This window comes from Oryzibacillus soli (assembly GCF_051594765.1).
Taxonomy (GTDB): domain Bacteria; phylum Bacillota; class Bacilli; order Paenibacillales; family NBRC-103111; genus Paenibacillus_AR.
This window is the reverse complement of the sequence record NZ_JBPPGJ010000014.1, coordinates 1-17,061: the sequence shown is the minus strand read 5'-3', so window position 1 is coordinate 17,061 and position 17,061 is coordinate 1. Positions and strand designations below refer to the sequence as shown.

Annotated in this window: 11 protein-coding genes, 1 rRNA gene and 1 riboswitch; of the genes, 10 read left to right on the top strand and 2 right to left on the bottom strand. The window is 61.4% G+C overall.

Annotated features, from left to right (window positions below):
• Positions 1 to 42: 42 nt before the first annotated feature.
• Entirely contained in the window at positions 43 to 1,647 is a 1,605-nt protein-coding gene (locus ACSEXW_RS18780) for an ATP-binding protein (protein WP_438447710.1), read from the bottom strand.
• A 362-nt stretch (positions 1,648 to 2,009) separates the two neighbouring features.
• Between ACSEXW_RS18780 and ACSEXW_RS18775 the strand changes: the two genes are divergently transcribed.
• From ACSEXW_RS18775 to ACSEXW_RS18735, 9 genes are all read left to right on the top strand, one after another.
• Positions 2,010 to 3,599, top strand: coding sequence for a polysaccharide deacetylase family protein (locus tag ACSEXW_RS18775; RefSeq protein ID WP_438447709.1), 1,590 nt, complete (start codon positions 2,010 to 2,012; stop codon positions 3,597 to 3,599).
• 128 nt (positions 3,600 to 3,727) lie between these two features.
• Positions 3,728 to 4,690 (top strand): AAA family ATPase, encoded by a 963-nt coding sequence (locus ACSEXW_RS18770; protein WP_438447851.1) that lies wholly within the window; start codon positions 3,728 to 3,730, stop codon positions 4,688 to 4,690.
• Between the two features lie 15 nt (positions 4,691 to 4,705).
• The gene (locus ACSEXW_RS18765) at positions 4,706 to 5,935 is read left to right on the top strand and encodes a DUF58 domain-containing protein (RefSeq protein WP_438447708.1); all 1,230 of its coding nucleotides are present in this window, start codon (positions 4,706 to 4,708) and stop codon (positions 5,933 to 5,935) included.
• Positions 5,913 to 8,450, top strand: a complete 2,538-nt coding sequence (locus tag ACSEXW_RS18760) for a DUF4129 domain-containing transglutaminase family protein (protein WP_438447707.1) — start codon at positions 5,913 to 5,915, stop codon at positions 8,448 to 8,450. Before ACSEXW_RS18765 ends, ACSEXW_RS18760 begins: the two co-directional genes overlap by 23 nt.
• Positions 8,451 to 8,712: 262 nt before the next feature.
• Complete coding sequence (guaA, locus tag ACSEXW_RS18755; protein ID WP_438447706.1) at positions 8,713 to 10,248, top strand: glutamine-hydrolyzing GMP synthase; 1,536 nt, start codon at positions 8,713 to 8,715, stop codon at positions 10,246 to 10,248.
• A 200-nt stretch (positions 10,249 to 10,448) separates the two neighbouring features.
• Positions 10,449 to 10,549, top strand: a riboswitch (purine riboswitch).
• A 132-nt stretch (positions 10,550 to 10,681) separates the two neighbouring features.
• Positions 10,682 to 12,082, top strand: a complete 1,401-nt coding sequence (locus ACSEXW_RS18750; protein WP_438447705.1) for an NCS2 family permease — start codon at positions 10,682 to 10,684, stop codon at positions 12,080 to 12,082.
• Between the two features lie 145 nt (positions 12,083 to 12,227).
• Entirely contained in the window at positions 12,228 to 13,193 is a 966-nt protein-coding gene (locus ACSEXW_RS18745) for a helix-turn-helix transcriptional regulator (protein WP_438447704.1), read from the top strand.
• Positions 13,194 to 13,247: 54 nt separating this feature from the next.
• Positions 13,248 to 13,871: a GyrI-like domain-containing protein gene (locus ACSEXW_RS18740; RefSeq protein ID WP_438447703.1), complete on the top strand. Its 624-nt coding sequence runs from the start codon at positions 13,248 to 13,250 to the stop codon at positions 13,869 to 13,871.
• Positions 13,872 to 13,935: 64 nt separating this feature from the next.
• On the top strand, positions 13,936 to 14,199 hold the full coding sequence (locus ACSEXW_RS18735) for a zinc ribbon domain-containing protein (RefSeq protein WP_438447702.1): 264 nt from the start codon (positions 13,936 to 13,938) through the stop codon (positions 14,197 to 14,199).
• Positions 14,200 to 14,261: 62 nt separating this feature from the next.
• Here the strand turns inward: ACSEXW_RS18735 and ACSEXW_RS18730 are convergent, their stop codons facing one another.
• Positions 14,262 to 16,694, bottom strand: coding sequence for a S9 family peptidase (locus ACSEXW_RS18730; protein WP_438447701.1), 2,433 nt, complete (start codon positions 16,692 to 16,694; stop codon positions 14,262 to 14,264).
• 300 nt (positions 16,695 to 16,994) lie between these two features.
• On the opposite strand from ACSEXW_RS18730, the gene ACSEXW_RS18725 reads away from it, so the two are divergent.
• A 16S ribosomal RNA gene (locus tag ACSEXW_RS18725) occupies positions 16,995 to 17,061 on the top strand; the annotation flags it as partial.

Here is a 17,061-nt window from a genome sequence, read left to right as displayed (position 1 = left end):
TGGACGGCGGATGCAGGCTCTCTTGCTGTATACCGGGCTTGTTCAGAGATATGGAATCTGAATGGTAAAGACGGTGCCCTGCCCCTCCGTCGATTCCACGGAGAGAGTGCCGTTGTGCTTCTTCACGATGCTGGAGCAGACGGCAAGTCCGAGCCCGGTTCCGTTCTCCTTGGTCGTGAAGAACGGCTGAAGAACCTTGTCCAGCACTTCCTGGGGAATGCCGGACCCGGTATCGGACAGGACCAGCAATACGCCCTCAGGTCCTGCCGAGGTGCGAATGGTCAGAACCCCGCCGGAGGACATGGCCTCGAGGGCGTTCCGGGAGAGATTCAGCAGGAGCTGCTTGATCTCCTTCTCGTTCTGCAGGATGGGCGGAAGGGAATTCGCCAGCTCCATGCTAAGATGGATGCCGCGAAGGTTGGCGTCTGCCTCGATCATCGGCGCAAGGACCCGGAGGGTATTGTTCAGATCCCCTTCCTTCAGCTCGACGATCCGGTTCTGGGCCAGCGCGAGGAAGTCGTTGATGATCTCGTTGGCCCGGTCCAGCTCCTGCATGATGATGCCGTAGTAATCTTGGAAGGCACCGGGGTTCCGCTTCTGGATCAGCTGAACGAAGCCCCGGACCACAGCCATGGGGTTGCGGATCTCGTGGGTGATGCTGGCGGCCATCTTCCCGATCAGACTCAGGCTCTCCATATGGGTCAACCGAATGCGAAGCTGTTCCATCTCGGAGATATCCTGGTAGAGGGCGGCGGCGCCGAGAATGCGCCCGGTATCGGGGTTGCGGATCGGGTAGCTGTAACACAGGAAGGTCTGTTCGCCCATGGTGGTCCATTCACCGTCGATCTCTTTGCCTTGGAGCGCCTGGGCAATGGACATGGATTCGAAGGGCACGCCCCGGAGCCGGGCCAGCTCCCGGCAACTCATGCCGATGAGCTCTTCCTTGGTGAATTCCGGATGGTAAGAGACGAATTCCTGATTGACGGTCGTGATGACGGCATCCTCATCGATGTACAAGACGGATAAGGGCATGGTATCGACCAGGGCACGAAGCTGCTGGGAGAGACTCTGGTATTCGGTCTTCAGCTCCTCCAGCTTGGCCAGAGAGGCTTCCTGCTCCGTAATGTCGCGCCAGTAGGTGGTGGCGCCGATGATTTTGCCGGAATGGGGGAGAATCAAGGGGACCGTATCATAGGATAGCGTATAAGGGCCGTAATGCATCACGACGTTATAAATGCACTCCCCCTTCTCGAGGGCGCGGATGATATCGGACTGCTCCGGGTCAACGCCGATCGAGCGCATGTGCTCTCGGTAGTCCCGTCCGATCAAGGATTCGGGGGCAGGGAAGAGATCCCGGAAGCGGGGGGTGTTGATGCTGACGAAGGTATACCGGTAGGAGCTGTCCACGATATAGACGCCTCCCGGAATGGACTCAGCCATCCATTCGATCATATGCTGCTTATGCTCCATCTGCCGCTGATGCCTGAAGTAGAGGCTGATGAAGCATCCGTAGCCGCCCAGGGAGACGAAGAGGAGGAAGTACATCACATAAGCCGGAGCGGCATTGGGCACGCCGAAGATTAGTCCCACGGTCATCACCAGCGGGTAGAGAAGGGCGGTCAGGTTCCATAGGTTGAGCTTGGGCATAGGACTCCTTAAGAGAAACGACTTCCCTTTATCTTAACAGATTAGCCGCTAGGAACAAGCAAGCTAAGTGGGGGATCATCCGGCGAGAATCTGGACCCATCCGATCAGCGCCATCCACAAAGGTATGGCCAACAAGGTGCCCCATACCATTCCGATGCCTAAATTCCGAGTCTCCTGCAACATGGAAACGCCTCCTTACGGATCATGGTACTCTTATTATATGTAAGCGCTTCACGTTTCACCACCCCTTTCGGTCTAAATTTTCGAATAAATCTGAAAAATACCTCTGTCATAACGGTTCGGAATCTCCCATATACTCTATCAGACTCGAGTGAACGGACAGAGACGGGAGGAATCCGCGAATGGGGAAGCGATGGAGTGGCGTGCGGGCTGGTATCCGGCGGTCTATGGCGGCAATGTCGGCCATGATGCTGTTGGCCGGAGGAGGGCTGGCGGATGCGGCGGCGGCCGCCAAGGCGCCGGACGGTACGGCGGAGCTGCTGGGCAAGCTGGTTTCCGGAGCCAAGGTGGAGCAGGACCAAGGGAGAGGGTACAGGGAGCCGGAGCGGCCTACCGTATACTTGACCTTCGATGACGGTCCCAGCAAGCTGACCGGCCAGGTGCTGGACATCCTGAAGCGGGAGCGGATTGCCGCCACCTTCTTCGTATTGGGGCAGTATGCGGAGGAGCATAAGGAGCTGATCCGGCGGATGTCCGAGGAAGGGCATGCCATCGGCAACCATTCGTATAATCATGTCTATCAGGAGCTCTACCGGGACTTCGGCGGGTTCTGGAAGCAGGCGGTGAAGACGGACGGCATTCTGGAGTCGATTACGGGTCGGAAGCCTTTCCTGCTGCGGGCGCCGGGAGGCACAGCCTCCAACTTCGACGCCGTCTACTTCTATCAATTGGAAAAAGCAGGATATTCCGTCGTCGACTGGAATGTGGATTCGCGGGATGCAGTCCGAAAAGGGGTCAAGGCGGAGGAAATCCTGGAGGAGGTCCGCAACAGCCCCCTAAAGCATGAGTTGACCGTACTTATGCACGACGGCATCGGCCATGAGGAAACGGTCAAGGCGCTGCCGGGCATCATCGCCTACTACCGGGAGAAGGGCTATGATTTCGCCGCCCTGGACGAGAGCGTCAAGCCGGCTCAATTCCGCCTGAGTGCCTCCAAGTGGGGACGAACCTATACGGTGGAGCGGTTCGAAGCGATGTCGAAGGAGAGCGAACTGGCGGCGGAGGAGCGGGGTACCCAGTGGGCCGAGGACCGGAAGAGCGAGCTTCGGCTGGCCCGGCAGGGCGAGGAGGCGATGGCGGAATCTGCGGAGGCGCTGAAGAGGGCCGAAAGAGGGGGAGCTGGAGCGACGGGCGGTGAAGGAAGTGCCTCCGTCCCGCATGAGGCGCGTGTGGCTGCAGCCTCGGTGACGGGAGGGGCTGCGTCGCCGGGGGGCGTGGCCGGATTGCCTCCGCTGCGCATAGGTCTTGGCGGGTCTGGATCCTGGACTTTGTCGAAGGCGGAGTATGGCTTCGACAGCGGCCGGTTCACCGTACCCCTGCGTAAGCTGGCGGAGCATCTGGGCGCAAGCGTGAGCATGGCGGGGGGAGAGCGAAAGGTTTCAGTCCGGATCGGGGCGTCGGTGCTGGAGTTCGATCCTGTGCGGCGGACGATCCTGGAGCAGCGTCCCGGGCAGCCGATGAAGGTCCATCATCTGGCGGATCTGACTTGGACGGCGGAGGGCGAGATTCTGGTTCCGCTGCGTGTGACCGCCGCCATGCTGGGCCAGCCTGTGGCGGGCTATTCCCTGGCCGGAGACGAGTACAAGGTGGAGCTGGACGTCCGGGAGCGGCAAGGGCTGTACGCGTGGGCCCGGCTTGGAGACCGGCATCCGGCCTGGGCCGCCTCCTTCATGGACCGGCTGAAGCCGGGATTCTCTCAATCTCATGTCTAAAATCATAGGCGGATGGAAAAACTAGACATCATAGATTACTAGCGTGCGTTTATGCGGCCCTAATAGAGGGAGCCGGCGCAGCGCTCTATCAGGAGGTTTTTCCATTGGCACGACCATCCGCTTCCTCTATGCCCTTCGACGAACCGCTGCTCCAGCTGGAACGCATTATCTCGAATATCGAAAAAGTCATGGTCGGCAAAAGGCGGCCCGTCGAGCTCGTGCTCACCTCCCTGCTGTGCGGGGGGCATGTGCTGCTCGAGGATGTGCCCGGCGTCGGGAAGACCATGCTGGTCAAGGCGTTGGCCAAAACCGTTGATGCCGGCTTCAAGCGCATCCAATTCACCCCTGACCTCCTTCCCTCAGATGTGACGGGGGTGTCGGTCTACAACCGGGGCTTGAATGAGTTCCAGTTCCGGCCCGGCCCGCTGTTTACCAATCTGGTGCTGGCGGATGAGCTGAACCGGACCTCGCCCAAGACCCAGGCGGCCCTTCTCGAGGCTATGGAGGAACGGCATGTGACGGTGGACGGGGAGACCTATCCCCTGCCGCAGCCGTTCCTGATCCTGGCCACTCAGAATCCGCTGGAGCATGCAGGCACCTACCAGCTGCCCGAGGCGCAGCTGGACCGGTTCTTCATGCGGATTCGGCTGGGCTATCCCGACCGGGACCATGAGGTGGAGATGCTCGGCCGGATGCAGGAGCAGTCCCCCCTGGAGCAGCTGAAGCCGGTGCTGTTCCGCGAGGAGCTGATCCGCTTGCAGCGGCAGGTGCGCCACGTCCATGTGGATGAGTCGCTGCGGGAATATATGGTGGAGTTGGCCGTGGGAACGCGGAAACATAAGGACGTGCTGCTGGGAGCCAGTCCCCGCGCCGTTCTGGCTCTGATGCTGGCCGGGCAGGCCCAGGCCTATCGCAAGGGGCGCAGCTATGTGGTTCCGGACGATCTTAAGGAGGTCCTGGAGCCCGTACTGGCGCACCGCCTGCTCTTGACCCCGGAGGCCCGGATGGCCGGGAGGTCAGCGGAGCAGGTTCTGGCCTCGGTGGCGCAAGCGGTGCCGGTACCCGGCCTGCGCTATGCGCCGGGCTCGTAAGGGGGCCGGACCGACATGGCATGGGGCAGGGTGTACCGGCTGTTGATAATGAGCGCGATGGCGGCGGGAGCCATAGCGCTGGCCTATACGAGGGGCGGGGGCTCCGTCTGGTTTCTGGCTATGGTCTTGGCCGGGATCTGGGGGCTCTCCGCCGCATCGCTGTTGTTCCTGATGGTCCGGGTCCGGGCCGTCCGCACGCTTGCGGCGGAGACGGTGGCTCCGGGTGAGACGCTCCAAGCGGAGCTTAAGATCCGGCACACCTCGCTCCTGCCCCTGCTGTGGGTAGCGGTGACAGACCGGTGGACCCGGGTGCAGGACGGAGAGGAGTTCAAGGTGACGCGTTTGGCGTACCCCGGCTTCTCCCGCAGCTTTACCGTCCGCTATCGGCTGTCAGGGCTGCCGAGGGGCGAATACCGCTTTGAGGGGACGGAGCTGGTCTCCGGAGATCTGTGGGGCATGGCGGTCAAGCGCCGCCGGATTCCGCTCTTCGGCGGCTTCGCCGTGCTCCCGGAGGTCCGGCCGCTGGCTGCCTCTCCCGCACCCCGGGACCGGGGGGGCGAGGAGCCTTCGCTCCGCCTGCTCTTCAACGGCGGCGGTGGGGTGCCTGGTTCGACGGTGAGGCCCTACACGCGGGGCGATCCGCTCCGCAGCGTTCACTGGAGATCCACCGCCAGAACCGGAGAACTGATGACCCGCGCCGTGGAACCGGCCGAGGAGTCCCGGTATATGATCTTCCTCGACGCGGACGCCGGAGCGTACGGGGGCGAGGCCGGGGCCCTGTTGTTCGAGACGGGCGTGGAATATGCGGCCGGTCTCCTGAAGCTGGCTTCTGACGAGAGGCTGGAGGCGGGACTGGCCGTGGGCGGCCGGACGGAGGTATGGCTGCCTCCGGCGGTGCGCCCGGACTTCGCCTCCTCCCACCGGCTGCTGGCACGGGTGCATCCGGACGGCGGGCCATCGCTGACCGGGCTCTTAAGCGCCAAGGGGGAGGAGCTGCAGCGGGGTGCCTATACCTTCGTTGTGATTACCCCCGCGCTGCGGGAGGAGACGGTAGAGGCGCTTGCCCGGCTTCGCGCCTCCAACCGCCCTGCTGCGGTACTTCTGCTTCGGGCCGGAGCCCTTCTGTCTCCGGCAGAGCGGGAGCGCAAGCGCAAGCTGGCGCATGCGGGCTGCCCGGTCATGGAAGCGGCTCCGGCTGCGCGCAGAAGGGCGGTGATGCTCCATGCGGACCAGACGGGAGCATAGTGTGGAAGCGGACAGCCGGCGGGGGAGGAAGCTCCCCGAGGCTTCGCCGGCTCCCCGTCCGAGGAGCGCCCCGCCTGCCGGAGACGGCCGCTCACCGGCATTCGATGCGGCAGCCGGCCTTCTCTGGCTGGTTCTCTTGTGGGCCTGGATCACGCCGATCGCGGGCATGTCGGATTGGACGGAGCCGGCGCAGACGGGGCCCTTGTATGCGGCAACCGCGCTGTTCGTCCTATTGGATATTGCCCGGGTGCCGGCTGCGGCCGGCGTGCCGCTGAAGGTCTTGGGCATCTGGCTGGCGGTCGGCTGGCTGTTCCGGGAGACCGGCGGCCATTCCGGCTATGGGCTCGATTGGCTCCGTGCCTATGGCGATATCCTCTGGGAGGATGGGAAGGCAGCCCTGTCTGGAAGCTGGGACTCTATCAGCGCTGAGAATCGGACCGTCATATTCCTGGCAGGCTGGGGGCTATTGGCCGGCGTGGTGCAGACCATTCTGGTTCACCGCAGGCGGGGCTTCTGGATGGTTGCTGCCACTTGGGCGTACCTCATCGGCCTGCAGCTGTGGCCGGGCTGGGATACCTCGCGGGAGCTGTGGGCGTCGGGGTCCGCCGGCTTGGCACTTCTGGCCGTGCTGCATCTGGAGCGGATCCGGCATCTCTATGCGCCGGGTCTGGTCCGCAGCAGCCGCGCCGGCGTCGTAACGGCGGTTGGAGCCGGCCCGGCAGACCCCTCCTGGACGTCCGCCTTCGGCTCCGGCCGGCGGGGCGGGATGCCGCCGGGGGTGTATGCGGCAGCTCTAACAGTGACGTTTCTCATCTTCACTTCCGCCTTGGCCGCCTCGGGCAGCAGCGGAGCGGCCCGCTTCATGAAGCCCCTTGCGTTCGATACCTGGTCCAAGTGGGCGGATTGGTTCCATGAGCCCGGTTCACGGGCCGCTGCCGTGACGGAAGGCCTGTCCCCCGGGACCGGTGCGTTCTCGGTCCGCCAAGGGGTGACCGGCTACGGCCAGGATGACCGGACGCTGGGAGGGCCGCTGGAGGTGCTGGACGAGCCGGTCTTTACCGCACGGACCCCGTTCATGACCTACTGGCGGGGGGAATCGAAGAGCTTCTACGACGGCAGCGGATGGACGGCCGTGAAGTCTGCCGGGGGCGAAGCCGCCGATCCGAAGGAGCTCTCCGGCGGAGAGCCGGATGTCCGGGCGGTCTTCGTCCAGGAGCTGCTGTTCTCCGGCCGGCGGGACCCGGGCGTCCTGTTCGCCGGGGGAACCGTGGAGTCGGTTCTGGCCATGTACACCCTGGATGGCCGGGAACTGCCGACGGGATCGCTGGAGTCCGATCCGGAGACGGGACGGTACGAGGTGTCCGGCGGAATGCGGGACCGGATCGGCTACGCCCGGCTCCGGGTCCGCGAGGCCGGCTACCCGTCCTCGGAGACCGGGGCGCTCTTGGCGGCCAAAGGCTCGGTGCCGGAGGCCGTGGCGCGGACCTACCTGCAGCTGCCGGCGCAGTTGCCGGAGCGGGTCCGCACGCTGGCGGTCCGCACGGCGGCCTCCGGGGCCACCCCCTACGCCAAAGCCCAGCTGATCGAGCGGTATCTGAAGGAGCATTACCGGTACAGCTTGACGGAGGTGGGGGTGCCCGCAGCCGGTGAAGATTTCGTGGACCGCTTCCTGTTCGGTCCCGAGGGTGCCGGTTACTGCGATTACTTCTCCACCGCCATGACGGTTATGCTCCGCTCCGCAGGCGTTCCCGCCCGCTGGGTGAAGGGCTTCGCCCCCGGAACCCGGACGGGGGAAGGGGACGGCCTCCTGACCGTGAACGTCAGCAGCAAGGACGCCCATTCCTGGGTCGAGGCCTACATCCCCGGCAGGGGCTGGGTGCCCTTCGACCCGACGCCGGGCTTCACCGGCTTCGGCGAAGCCGGGAGCGCGGAGCTTGCTGAGGCTGCGGCGGCCCTCGCCGGTCTGGACGCCAGCACTCCGCCCGCAGCCGCAGAAGCCTCGGCTCCTGCCGGCGATTCCGCCCGCGGCACCCCCATGCCCTTCGGGGCGTGGCAGTCGGCGGCGGCGGACGCCTGGGACCGGCTGGCCCCGAGGCTCGGGGACTGGGTGGCGGCCCATCGGCTTCTGCTAGCCGCGGCCCTGCTGGCGCTGGGGCTGGCGGTCTGGCTGGTCCGCACCCAGCGCCACCTCCTAGCCCTGCTGCTGCTCGCCCGTTACCGGCGGAGAGGGCGGGGGCGGCCGGCGCTGGCCCTTAAGGTGCTGGAACGGCTATGGCTCTCGGTGTTCCGCCGTTACGGCCCCAAGCCGCCGGACCGGACGCTTCGGGAATACGCGCTGGAGACGGGGGAACGGTTCCCCGATGCCCGTGACGCGCTTTGCGAGCTGGTGCGGCTGTACGAGCACGTCCGCTTCGCCGACGATCCCCCGCCGCGGCTGCCGCGGAGCCGGATGACGGAGCTGTGGCGAAGTCTGTTCGGGGAAGAGACAGGCCGCGGAAGAGGCGTCGGGCTGTAGGGAAGGCGGGGCGACCCGCCTTTTTTCGAAGTCTCTAGAAAGTATAAATCGAGGATGATTGTTCGACTCCTGGGTAAACGCACGGCGTCTTGAAGACGCCGTTAGGCGTTTATCCTTGCATGGACTTCCGGATTCCTGCACCGCGGCCCTTTACAGCGCCTTGGCGGAACGTATAGAATATGAGACAAAATATATGAAGGGGACAGGCAGGCCCAAAGGGCGATTTCCGAACATTCCTGTCCTGGAAAGCGAAGGTAGATGCATGAAGCCGAACGAAATAGTCGTCGTGTTGGATTTCGGTGGCCAATACAACCAATTGATTGCCAGAAGGATTCGGGACCTGGGGGTATACAGCGAGCTTCTGCCCTTTAACACCTCCCTGGACAAGCTGAAGGCGCTCAATCCGAAGGGAATCGTCTTCTCCGGCGGTCCGTCCAGCGTGTATGCCGAGGGAGCACCTCACGTGGATCCGGGCATCTATGAGCTCGGCGTGCCGATTCTGGGCATCTGCTACGGCATGCAGCTGATGGCGTTCCAGCTGAACGGCAAGGTGCAGCGCGCGGCCAAGCGGGAGTACGGCAAGGCCGAGGTGGAGTTCACCCCGTCGAACCGCCTGATCGAGGGACTGGACCCGAAGCAGACCGTGTGGATGAGTCACGGCGACATGGTCTCCGAGGTGCCGCAGGGCTTCGTCATCGACGCCTTCACCGGACATGCGCCGGTGGCCGGCATGAGCCATCCGGACCGCAGCATGTTCGCGGTTCAATTCCACCCGGAGGTGGTTCACTCCGTCTACGGCAACGAAATCATCCATAACTTCCTCTACAGGATCTGCGGCTGCGAAGGCAACTGGAGCATGAAGACCTTCATCGAGGATACCGTCCGCGCCATCCGCGAGCAGGTCGGGTCCGCCAAGGTGCTGTGCGCCCTGTCCGGCGGTGTGGATTCCTCCGTGGTAGCCATGCTGATCCACAAGGCCATCGGCGAGCAGCTCACCTGTATGTTCATCGACCACGGTCTGCTCCGCAAGGGCGAGGCTGAGAGCGTCATGGAGACCTTCGTGGGCAAATTCGGCCTGAAGGTGGTCAAGATCGACGCCCGCGAGCGCTTCCTGGGCAAGCTGGCCGGCGTGGACGATCCGGAGAAGAAGCGGAAGATCATCGGCAACGAGTTCATCCGTGTGTTCGAGGAAGAGTCCACCCAATTCGACGATTTCGAATACCTGGCGCAGGGCACCCTCTACACCGACATCATCGAGAGCGGCACGGCGACCGCCCAGACGATCAAGTCCCACCACAACGTGGGCGGTCTTCCGGAGGATATGAAGTTCAAGCTGGTGGAGCCGCTGAAGGAGCTCTTCAAGGACGAGGTCCGCAAGGTGGGTGAGGAATGCGGCCTGCCCAAGGAGATCGTCTGGCGCCAGCCGTTCCCGGGTCCGGGTCTGGCCATCCGCGTGCTGGGCGAGGTCACCGAGGAGAAGCTGCACATCGTGCGGGAATCCGACGCCATCCTGCGGGAGGAGATCGCCAAGGCCGGTCTGGACCGGGAGATCTGGCAGTACTTCACCGCCCTGCCGAATATGAAATCCGTAGGCGTCATGGGCGACGAGCGCACCTACTCCTACACCGTGGGCATCCGTGCGGTGACCTCCATCGACGGCATGACCGCCGACTGGGCGCGTATTCCGTGGGATGTGCTGGAGAAGATCTCCGTGCGCATCGTCAACGAGGTGGACAACGTCAACCGCATCGTGTACGACGTGACCTCCAAGCCGCCGGCGACGATCGAGTGGGAATAACCTATATTGCAGCATGAGATGACGGCCTTCGCGGGCCGTCATCGTTCTATTTACCAACCTTTCTTCGAATTATGAATGTATGACATTATTTACCACCCGGTCAATTTGTTACAGATTCCGAACATGGCCAAAAATTAACCATCGAATTATTCGTATTTTTGTTGACAGGGATCGACATGGATTTTAGAATTAGAGGTAATCATAACAACAAAATTTCATTTCGTATAATTCCGGGAATCGGCCTGGAAGTCTCTACGAGATCACCGTAAATGATCTGGCTACGAATGGGATGCAAGCCACGCGGCGCGCGGAGGAACCTTTATGTTTCTTCCGTTCGTTTTCGTTTTTGGCTGTATCCAGGGGAGCCGGGGTCAATGACACCCGGCTCTTTTTGTTTGTTGTTCACATCATTTTTTAGGAGGAGTTAGCGACAATGGATCAGTTTTTCAAACTGAAACAGAACGGCACCACGGTCCGTACGGAGATTATGGCCGGCTTGACCACCTTCATGACAATGGCCTACATCTTGGCCGTCAACCCGGACACGCTCACGGCTTTCGGCCGGACGGGCATGGATTGGTATGCGGTGTTCCTGGCAACCGCCATCGCCGCAGGTGTCTTCACCATCGCTATGGGCTTGTTCGTCAACTTTCCGGTGGCTCTGGCTCCGGGTATGGGCTTGAACGCCTACTTCGCTTCGGTGGTTCTCTCCAGTGCGGCAACCGATAAGCCGTTCACTTGGCAGATGGGACTGACGGCCGTCTTCATTTCCGGCATCATCTTCATCATCCTTACGGTGACGAAGGTCCGCCAGCTGCTGCTGGTTGCAGTACCGGACAGCCTGAAGCATGCCATTACCGTGGGCATCGGCTTGTTCATCACCATCATCGGTCTGAAGAACAGCGGCATCATGACTGTCGGCATCGAGACCCTGAACAACGTGGAGAAGGGCAAGTTCACCGATCTCCTGTCCTTCGAGAGCATCATCCATATGGGCAGCCTGGAGAACCATACCGTGGTCCTGGCCCTGATCGGATTGTTCCTGATCTCCATCCTGATGGTTCTGAACGTGCCCGGCGCCATCCTGTTCGGCATTCTGGGCACCACCGTAGCCGGCATGCTGATGGGCGACGTGAAGTTCAGCAGCATCAACGCGGACAAGACTCCTTGGACTCCGGACTTCAGCAGCCTGCAATTTATGGCCTTCGACTGGGATGGCATCATCCACACCGGGATCATCTCCGTTATCGTCACCTTCACCTTCGTTGAGCTGTTCGATACCTTCGGTACCCTCGTCGGCACCGCGAACCGCGCCGGCATCATGAAGGACCCGGAGGAAGGCCGCAAGCGCGTCGGCAAAGCGATGCTGATCGACGCCATCGGCGTTGGCGGCGGCGCCATGGTGGGAACCTCCACCGTAACCGCTTATGTAGAGAGCGCTGCGGGCGTAGCCCAAGGCGGACGCACCGGCTTGACGGCGGTAACCACCGGCGCCTGCTTCCTGCTCTCCCTGTTCCTGGCCCCGCTGGTTTCCCTTATTCCGGGAGCCGCTACGGCTGCCGCGCTGATCATCGTCGGCGTGCTCATGATGCAGTCCGTCAAGGACATCGACTTCCAGGACATGGTCATCGCCATTCCGGCCTTCCTGACCATCGTGCTGATGCCCTTCACCTACAACATCGCCAACGGCATCTCCTTCGGTATCGTGGCCTACGTGGTGCTGGCTTGCGTCAACAACCTGGCCAACAAGAAAAAATACGACATCCACTGGCTCATGTGGATCCTCGCAGTTCTCGTCATCCTTCGCTACGTCTTCATCGGCAGCCAAGGCTGATCCGGAATACCCAGCGGCACTCCTTCTCGGGAGTGCCGTTTTTCTTTATGTTCCGGCGCGGATCTTGCGGTTGGCTCTTTTTCGGGTCATGATGGAGAAGAAGGAAAGATCGGGATGATGAAGCTGAAGCTAGGGGGCATAAGCAATGAGATTGGACCGGCTGCTGCATATGGTGGTGCTGCTGGCGAACCGGAAGCGGGTGCGGGCCAAGGATTTGGCCGACGAATTCGGCGTGTCCGTCCGGACCGTATATCGGGACATCGATACGATCTGCCAGGCGGGGATTCCTATCGTGTCGTTTCCCGGGATGAACGGCGGCTTGGGGATTGCGGACGGCTACCGGCTGGACCGGAATGTCTTCTCGGTGGACGAGCTGGCCTCGGTGATGGTGGCATTGGACGGGGTGGCGGGATCCATCGGGGATCCCCATGCCGCCGCGGTGCAGGACAAGATCCGGGCCGTCATGGCCGGCCGTCCCTCCGAGCGCTTCCGGCAGCGGACGGAGAGCATCCGCATCGATTACAACGCCTGGGGCTCGGCGCCGTGGCTGAAGGAGCGGGTGGAGATGCTCCGGGATGCGTTGGAAAATAACAGGCTCGTCCGTTTCCAGTACGGCAGCGCCAAGGGAGAGCTGCTTGGGCGGGAAGCGGAGCCGTATACCCTCGTGCTGAAGAACGGCACCTGGTATCTCTATGCCTTCTGCCGGAGCCGGGGAGATTTCCGCCTCTTCAAGCTGGCCCGGATGGGAGAGCTGGAGCTTACCGGGGAAGGATTCGAACGCCGGGAACTGGACCCGGAGTCCGCGCCGTGGGAGGGAGACCGGGCGGCGCCCGCGCCGCATGTGCCGATGGTCCTCCGGTTCCCGGCGGAGCTGCGGCTTCTGGCCGAGGATTGGTTCGGGATAGACGCTGTGGAGCCGGAACCGGGATCGGACGGGCGGACGGTGCTGGCGAGGGCCGCCTGGCCCGAGGATGAGTGGCTCTACGGGTATCTCTTGAGCTTCGGAGACCGGATGGAGATCGTTGAGCCGGCCCGCCTGAGGGAGCGGATCCGGGATATGGCCCTTCGCATCGTCATGCAATATTCCGGAGCCTCTTCCGTACAAAGCTGACAGGGTGCTGTCACAGCGAAGGCTTATACTAAGTCCATAGGAGGGAGGCCCGCTATGGAGAAGATCGATTACAAGAAGGTTTGGAATGCCTATTACGATGCCGCACGGGAGCCCAAGCTCGTCCGGGTTCCCGCATTCGCGTATTTGGCCGTGGATGGAATGGGAGATCCGAATACATCGGAGGATTACAAGGCGGCGGTGGAGGCTCTGTATGCCGTGTCGTACGCCGTCAAGTTTCTCGTGAAGAAGAGTCCGTCCGGCCCGGACTACGGGGTCATGCCGCTGGAGGGACTGTGGTGGACCGACCGGATGGAGGATTTCAGCTACGATAACAAAAGCATTTGGAAATGGACCATGCTGATCCTGCAGCCGGAGCCCGTGACCGGCGAGCTGGTTCATGCGGCGATGGAAGCGGTGAAGCGGAAGAAGGAGCTGGCGGCTCTGCAGCGTGTACGGTACGAGGCTTATCAAGAGGGTCCCTCGGTCCAGCTCCTTCACACGGGACCCTATGCGGAGGAGGCTCCGACCATTGGGAGATTGCATGACTACATCGAGCAGATGGGCTGGGAGCTGACCGGGAAGCACCACGAGATTTATCTGAACGACCCTCGTCGGACGGCGCCGGAGCGATTGCGGACCATTATCCGCCAGCCGGTCCGAATTCCGGAAGAAACCTGACAATAGGCTGTCACAGCGTACGGTTATGATAATGGGGAATCCAAATTTAGGGAGGAATTTGAAGATGACGGAAACATATTGCCAGAGCTGCGGCATGCCGATGCACGGGGACGAGCTCCACGGAACCCAAGCGGACGGCTCCAAAACGGGAGATTACTGCATCTACTGCTACGAGAACGGAAGCTACAAGAACCCGGGACAGACGTTAGAAGAGATGATTAACGAATGCGTGCCGTTCATGACGGAAAAAGGAATGCCCGAGCAAGAAGCCCGGGCCCTTCTCCAGCAGCAGCTGCCGCATCTGAAGCGCTGGAGAACCGAGGCGTAGGCCTCGATGCCCCAAAACAAACAGGAGCCCTTGTGGGGGCTCCTGTTGTATGTTGTCGGTAATTACGGCTTCAGGTGGCGGGCCAGGAACTTCTCCAGCATCCGATAGAAGTCCAGCTGGTTCTCCGTGTTGGCGAAGCCGTGTCCTTCGTTGGCCTTCACCATATAAGGCACGTCGACGCCGCGGCTCCGAAGAGCCTGCACCATCTGATCGGATTCGGCCTTATTCACCCGGGGATCGTTCGCGCCTTGTGCGACGAACAGAGGATCCTCGATCCGGTCCGCATGGAACAGCGGGGAGATGTCCTCCAGCAGCGCTTTATCCTTCACGGGATCACCGACCATCTCGTACATCTTCTGCTTTTCGGACTCCCAGTACGGAGGAAGGGAATTCAGAAGGGTGAAGAGGCTGGACGGACCGACGTAATCCACGCCGGCGGCATAGAGCTCAGGCGTGAAAGTCAAGCCTGCCAATGTTGCATAACCGCCGTAGGAGGCGCCATAGATGGCCACCCGGTTAGGATCTGCGATGCCCTCTTGAATCAGCCATTGAACGCCGTCGCTGATGTCATTCTGCATGTTCTTGCCCCATTGCTTATTGCCGAGGAACATGAACTCCTTGCCGTATCCGGTGGATCCCCGGAAATTCATCTGGAGCACCGCATAGCCCCGGCTTGCCAGGAATTGAGCCTCCGGGTTGAAGCCCCAGGAATCGCGGGCCCATGGTCCGCCGTGGGGATTGACGATGACGGGCAGATTCTTGGGATCCTTGCCCTTCGGCAGGGTCAGATAGCCGTGGATGGTCAAGCCGTCCCGGGACTTGTAGGTGATGGGCTTCATCTCCGCCAGCTTGCTCTCGTCGAGCCAAGGGGCCACGTCAGCGATTTTCTCCACCTTATCGGCCTTCCGGTCGTAGGAGTAGTAGGCGCCCAAGGAACGGTCGCTGTAAGTGCGGTACATGACGAGGTTCCCATCCTCGCTCATGCTTTGAAGAGAGACGGTCTTGCCTTCAGCCTTGGACTCCAGCGTCTGCATGAGCGACTTGTAGCTGTCATCGAAGTATTGGTAATGAACCTTGTCGGTCTCATAAACGGCAGCAAGCACTTGCTTTTTCTGTACGGAGTAGATGAGATTCGACGCATCCACATCCGGGTGCTCGAAGACGGTCTCCTTCACCTGCTTCGTCTCGGGATCGTAGCGGACGATCTGGATTTTGTCCCGGTTCAGGTTGGTGGCGACGAACAGCTCCTTGTTATCCGCATCGAACGTGATCGGGGAGAAGGTGTCCTGGTAGCCTGTATTCAGCAGGGGCGCAAAAGGCTGGTCCTCGGACTGACGGTACAGGATCGCCGTATTATTGCCGTCGGAGGAGGACGCGATCCGGATCCGCCCCTGATGGTCGGTCATCCAGCCGGTGATGTTCCCCGGATTCTCGGCAGTCAGCTTCAGTTCGCCGGTCTGCACGTTGAGACGGTACACATCGAAGAAGCGGGGATCCCGCTTGTTCAGCAGCACCAGCATCTCGTCCTTGACTTCCTTCAGATCGTCGAGCAGCATGGCGCGGGTATTCGGGAACGGAGTCAGATCCTTATCATCCTTGCCGTCCAGCTTCACACTGTACAGATGATAGTTCTCATCGCCGCCCTTGTCGGTCATATAGACCAGACGGTCATTGCCTTTCCACATGTAGCCCATAATATCCCGTTCGGTGGCGTGCGTGACCTGTACGGCGTCCTTCTCCCCGATCTTCTTGACGAATACGTTCATCCGGTTATCGGCCGGCTGCATATAGGCCATATACTTGCCATCCGGAGACATGGAGAAGGAAACTTGAGCCGGCTGACGGAAGAAGTCCTCCAGCGGGATCTGGCCGGGAGTCTTCGTGTCAAGGTCCGCCGCCCGGTAGAGGAAGACGGCCAGCTCGGCCCGCGTAACCGAATCGGACGGCATGAATGTGTCCTGCCCGGTGACCAGCTGCTGCTTCAGCCGCGCTACATCCTCCTTATGGTCCGGCGAAATCGCCTCACTGTCCTTAAACCAGACCTGGACCCCATTGTCCGTCCACTTGAACACCCGGACCAGTACGGAGGCCAGCTCCTCCCGGGTGATCTCGGCATCCGGATGGAACTCTTCGCCGTCCCCCTTCATAATCCCCAAGTCCTTCAGAGCATAGATGGCGCCGGCATAAGGATGGTTCGCGCCCACATCCCGGAAGCCCGTGCGGGCTATCGATTCGGGAGCCTTCATGTACTTCAGCAGGAGCGAGGCCGCTTCGCCGCGGGTAATCTTGCGGTCCGGGTGGAATAAGCCGTCGCGGTCGGCGGCGATGTATCCCAGCTGGCTCAACGTCGACACGGCGGTGCTGGCAAAATGAGAGCCCGGCAGATCCGGGAAGCCGGACGCCTCCGCCGCTCGGACAGAACCGGCAGGCAGTCCTCCCGAAACCAGAGCAAGTCCCAGTGCCAGAGGTAAAACGGATTTACGAATGCGTTTCATAGCGAAACTCCTTCCGTTGATCAACTTCGCGGAGAATGATCTCCGCACCATTAGGTTGTACGGGAAATCTTGGAAATGGTTCCGTCCAGACACGTTTCCGCAACATTTTCTTGCCTAATGGTGGTTTTGCCATAAAAGGGCACTTGCATCCGGTACCCAGTCTGTGCTATCTTATAAAAGTCGCCTCTGACAAGGGGACGAGCAAACGGCTAACAAGCCGTCCGGTTCCTTGAAAACTGAACAACGAGTAGTAACAACAAACACAGCCAAGTGTAATGAATGAGCTATATCGAACAAACCTTTTTGGAGAGTTTGATCCTGGCTCAGGACGAACGCTGGCGGCGTGCCTAATACATGCAAGTCGAGC

What these genes read in the sequence shown, in the direction of transcription:
- ACSEXW_RS18780 (WP_438447710.1), bottom strand. Translation starts at nt 1,647, where the DNA reads ATGCCCAAGCTCAACCTATGGAACCTGACCGCCCTTCTCTACCCGCTG.
- ACSEXW_RS18775 (WP_438447709.1), top strand. Translation starts at nt 2,010, where the DNA reads ATGGGGAAGCGATGGAGTGGCGTGCGGGCTGGTATCCGGCGGTCTATG.
- ACSEXW_RS18770 (WP_438447851.1), top strand. Translation starts at nt 3,728, where the DNA reads ATGCCCTTCGACGAACCGCTGCTCCAGCTGGAACGCATTATCTCGAAT.
- ACSEXW_RS18765 (WP_438447708.1), top strand. Translation starts at nt 4,706, where the DNA reads ATGGCATGGGGCAGGGTGTACCGGCTGTTGATAATGAGCGCGATGGCG.
- ACSEXW_RS18760 (WP_438447707.1), top strand. Translation starts at nt 5,913, where the DNA reads ATGCGGACCAGACGGGAGCATAGTGTGGAAGCGGACAGCCGGCGGGGG.
- guaA (WP_438447706.1), top strand. Translation starts at nt 8,713, where the DNA reads ATGAAGCCGAACGAAATAGTCGTCGTGTTGGATTTCGGTGGCCAATAC.
- ACSEXW_RS18750 (WP_438447705.1), top strand. Translation starts at nt 10,682, where the DNA reads ATGGATCAGTTTTTCAAACTGAAACAGAACGGCACCACGGTCCGTACG.
- ACSEXW_RS18745 (WP_438447704.1), top strand. Translation starts at nt 12,228, where the DNA reads ATGAGATTGGACCGGCTGCTGCATATGGTGGTGCTGCTGGCGAACCGG.
- ACSEXW_RS18740 (WP_438447703.1), top strand. Translation starts at nt 13,248, where the DNA reads ATGGAGAAGATCGATTACAAGAAGGTTTGGAATGCCTATTACGATGCC.
- ACSEXW_RS18735 (WP_438447702.1), top strand. Translation starts at nt 13,936, where the DNA reads ATGACGGAAACATATTGCCAGAGCTGCGGCATGCCGATGCACGGGGAC.
- ACSEXW_RS18730 (WP_438447701.1), bottom strand. Translation starts at nt 16,694, where the DNA reads ATGAAACGCATTCGTAAATCCGTTTTACCTCTGGCACTGGGACTTGCT.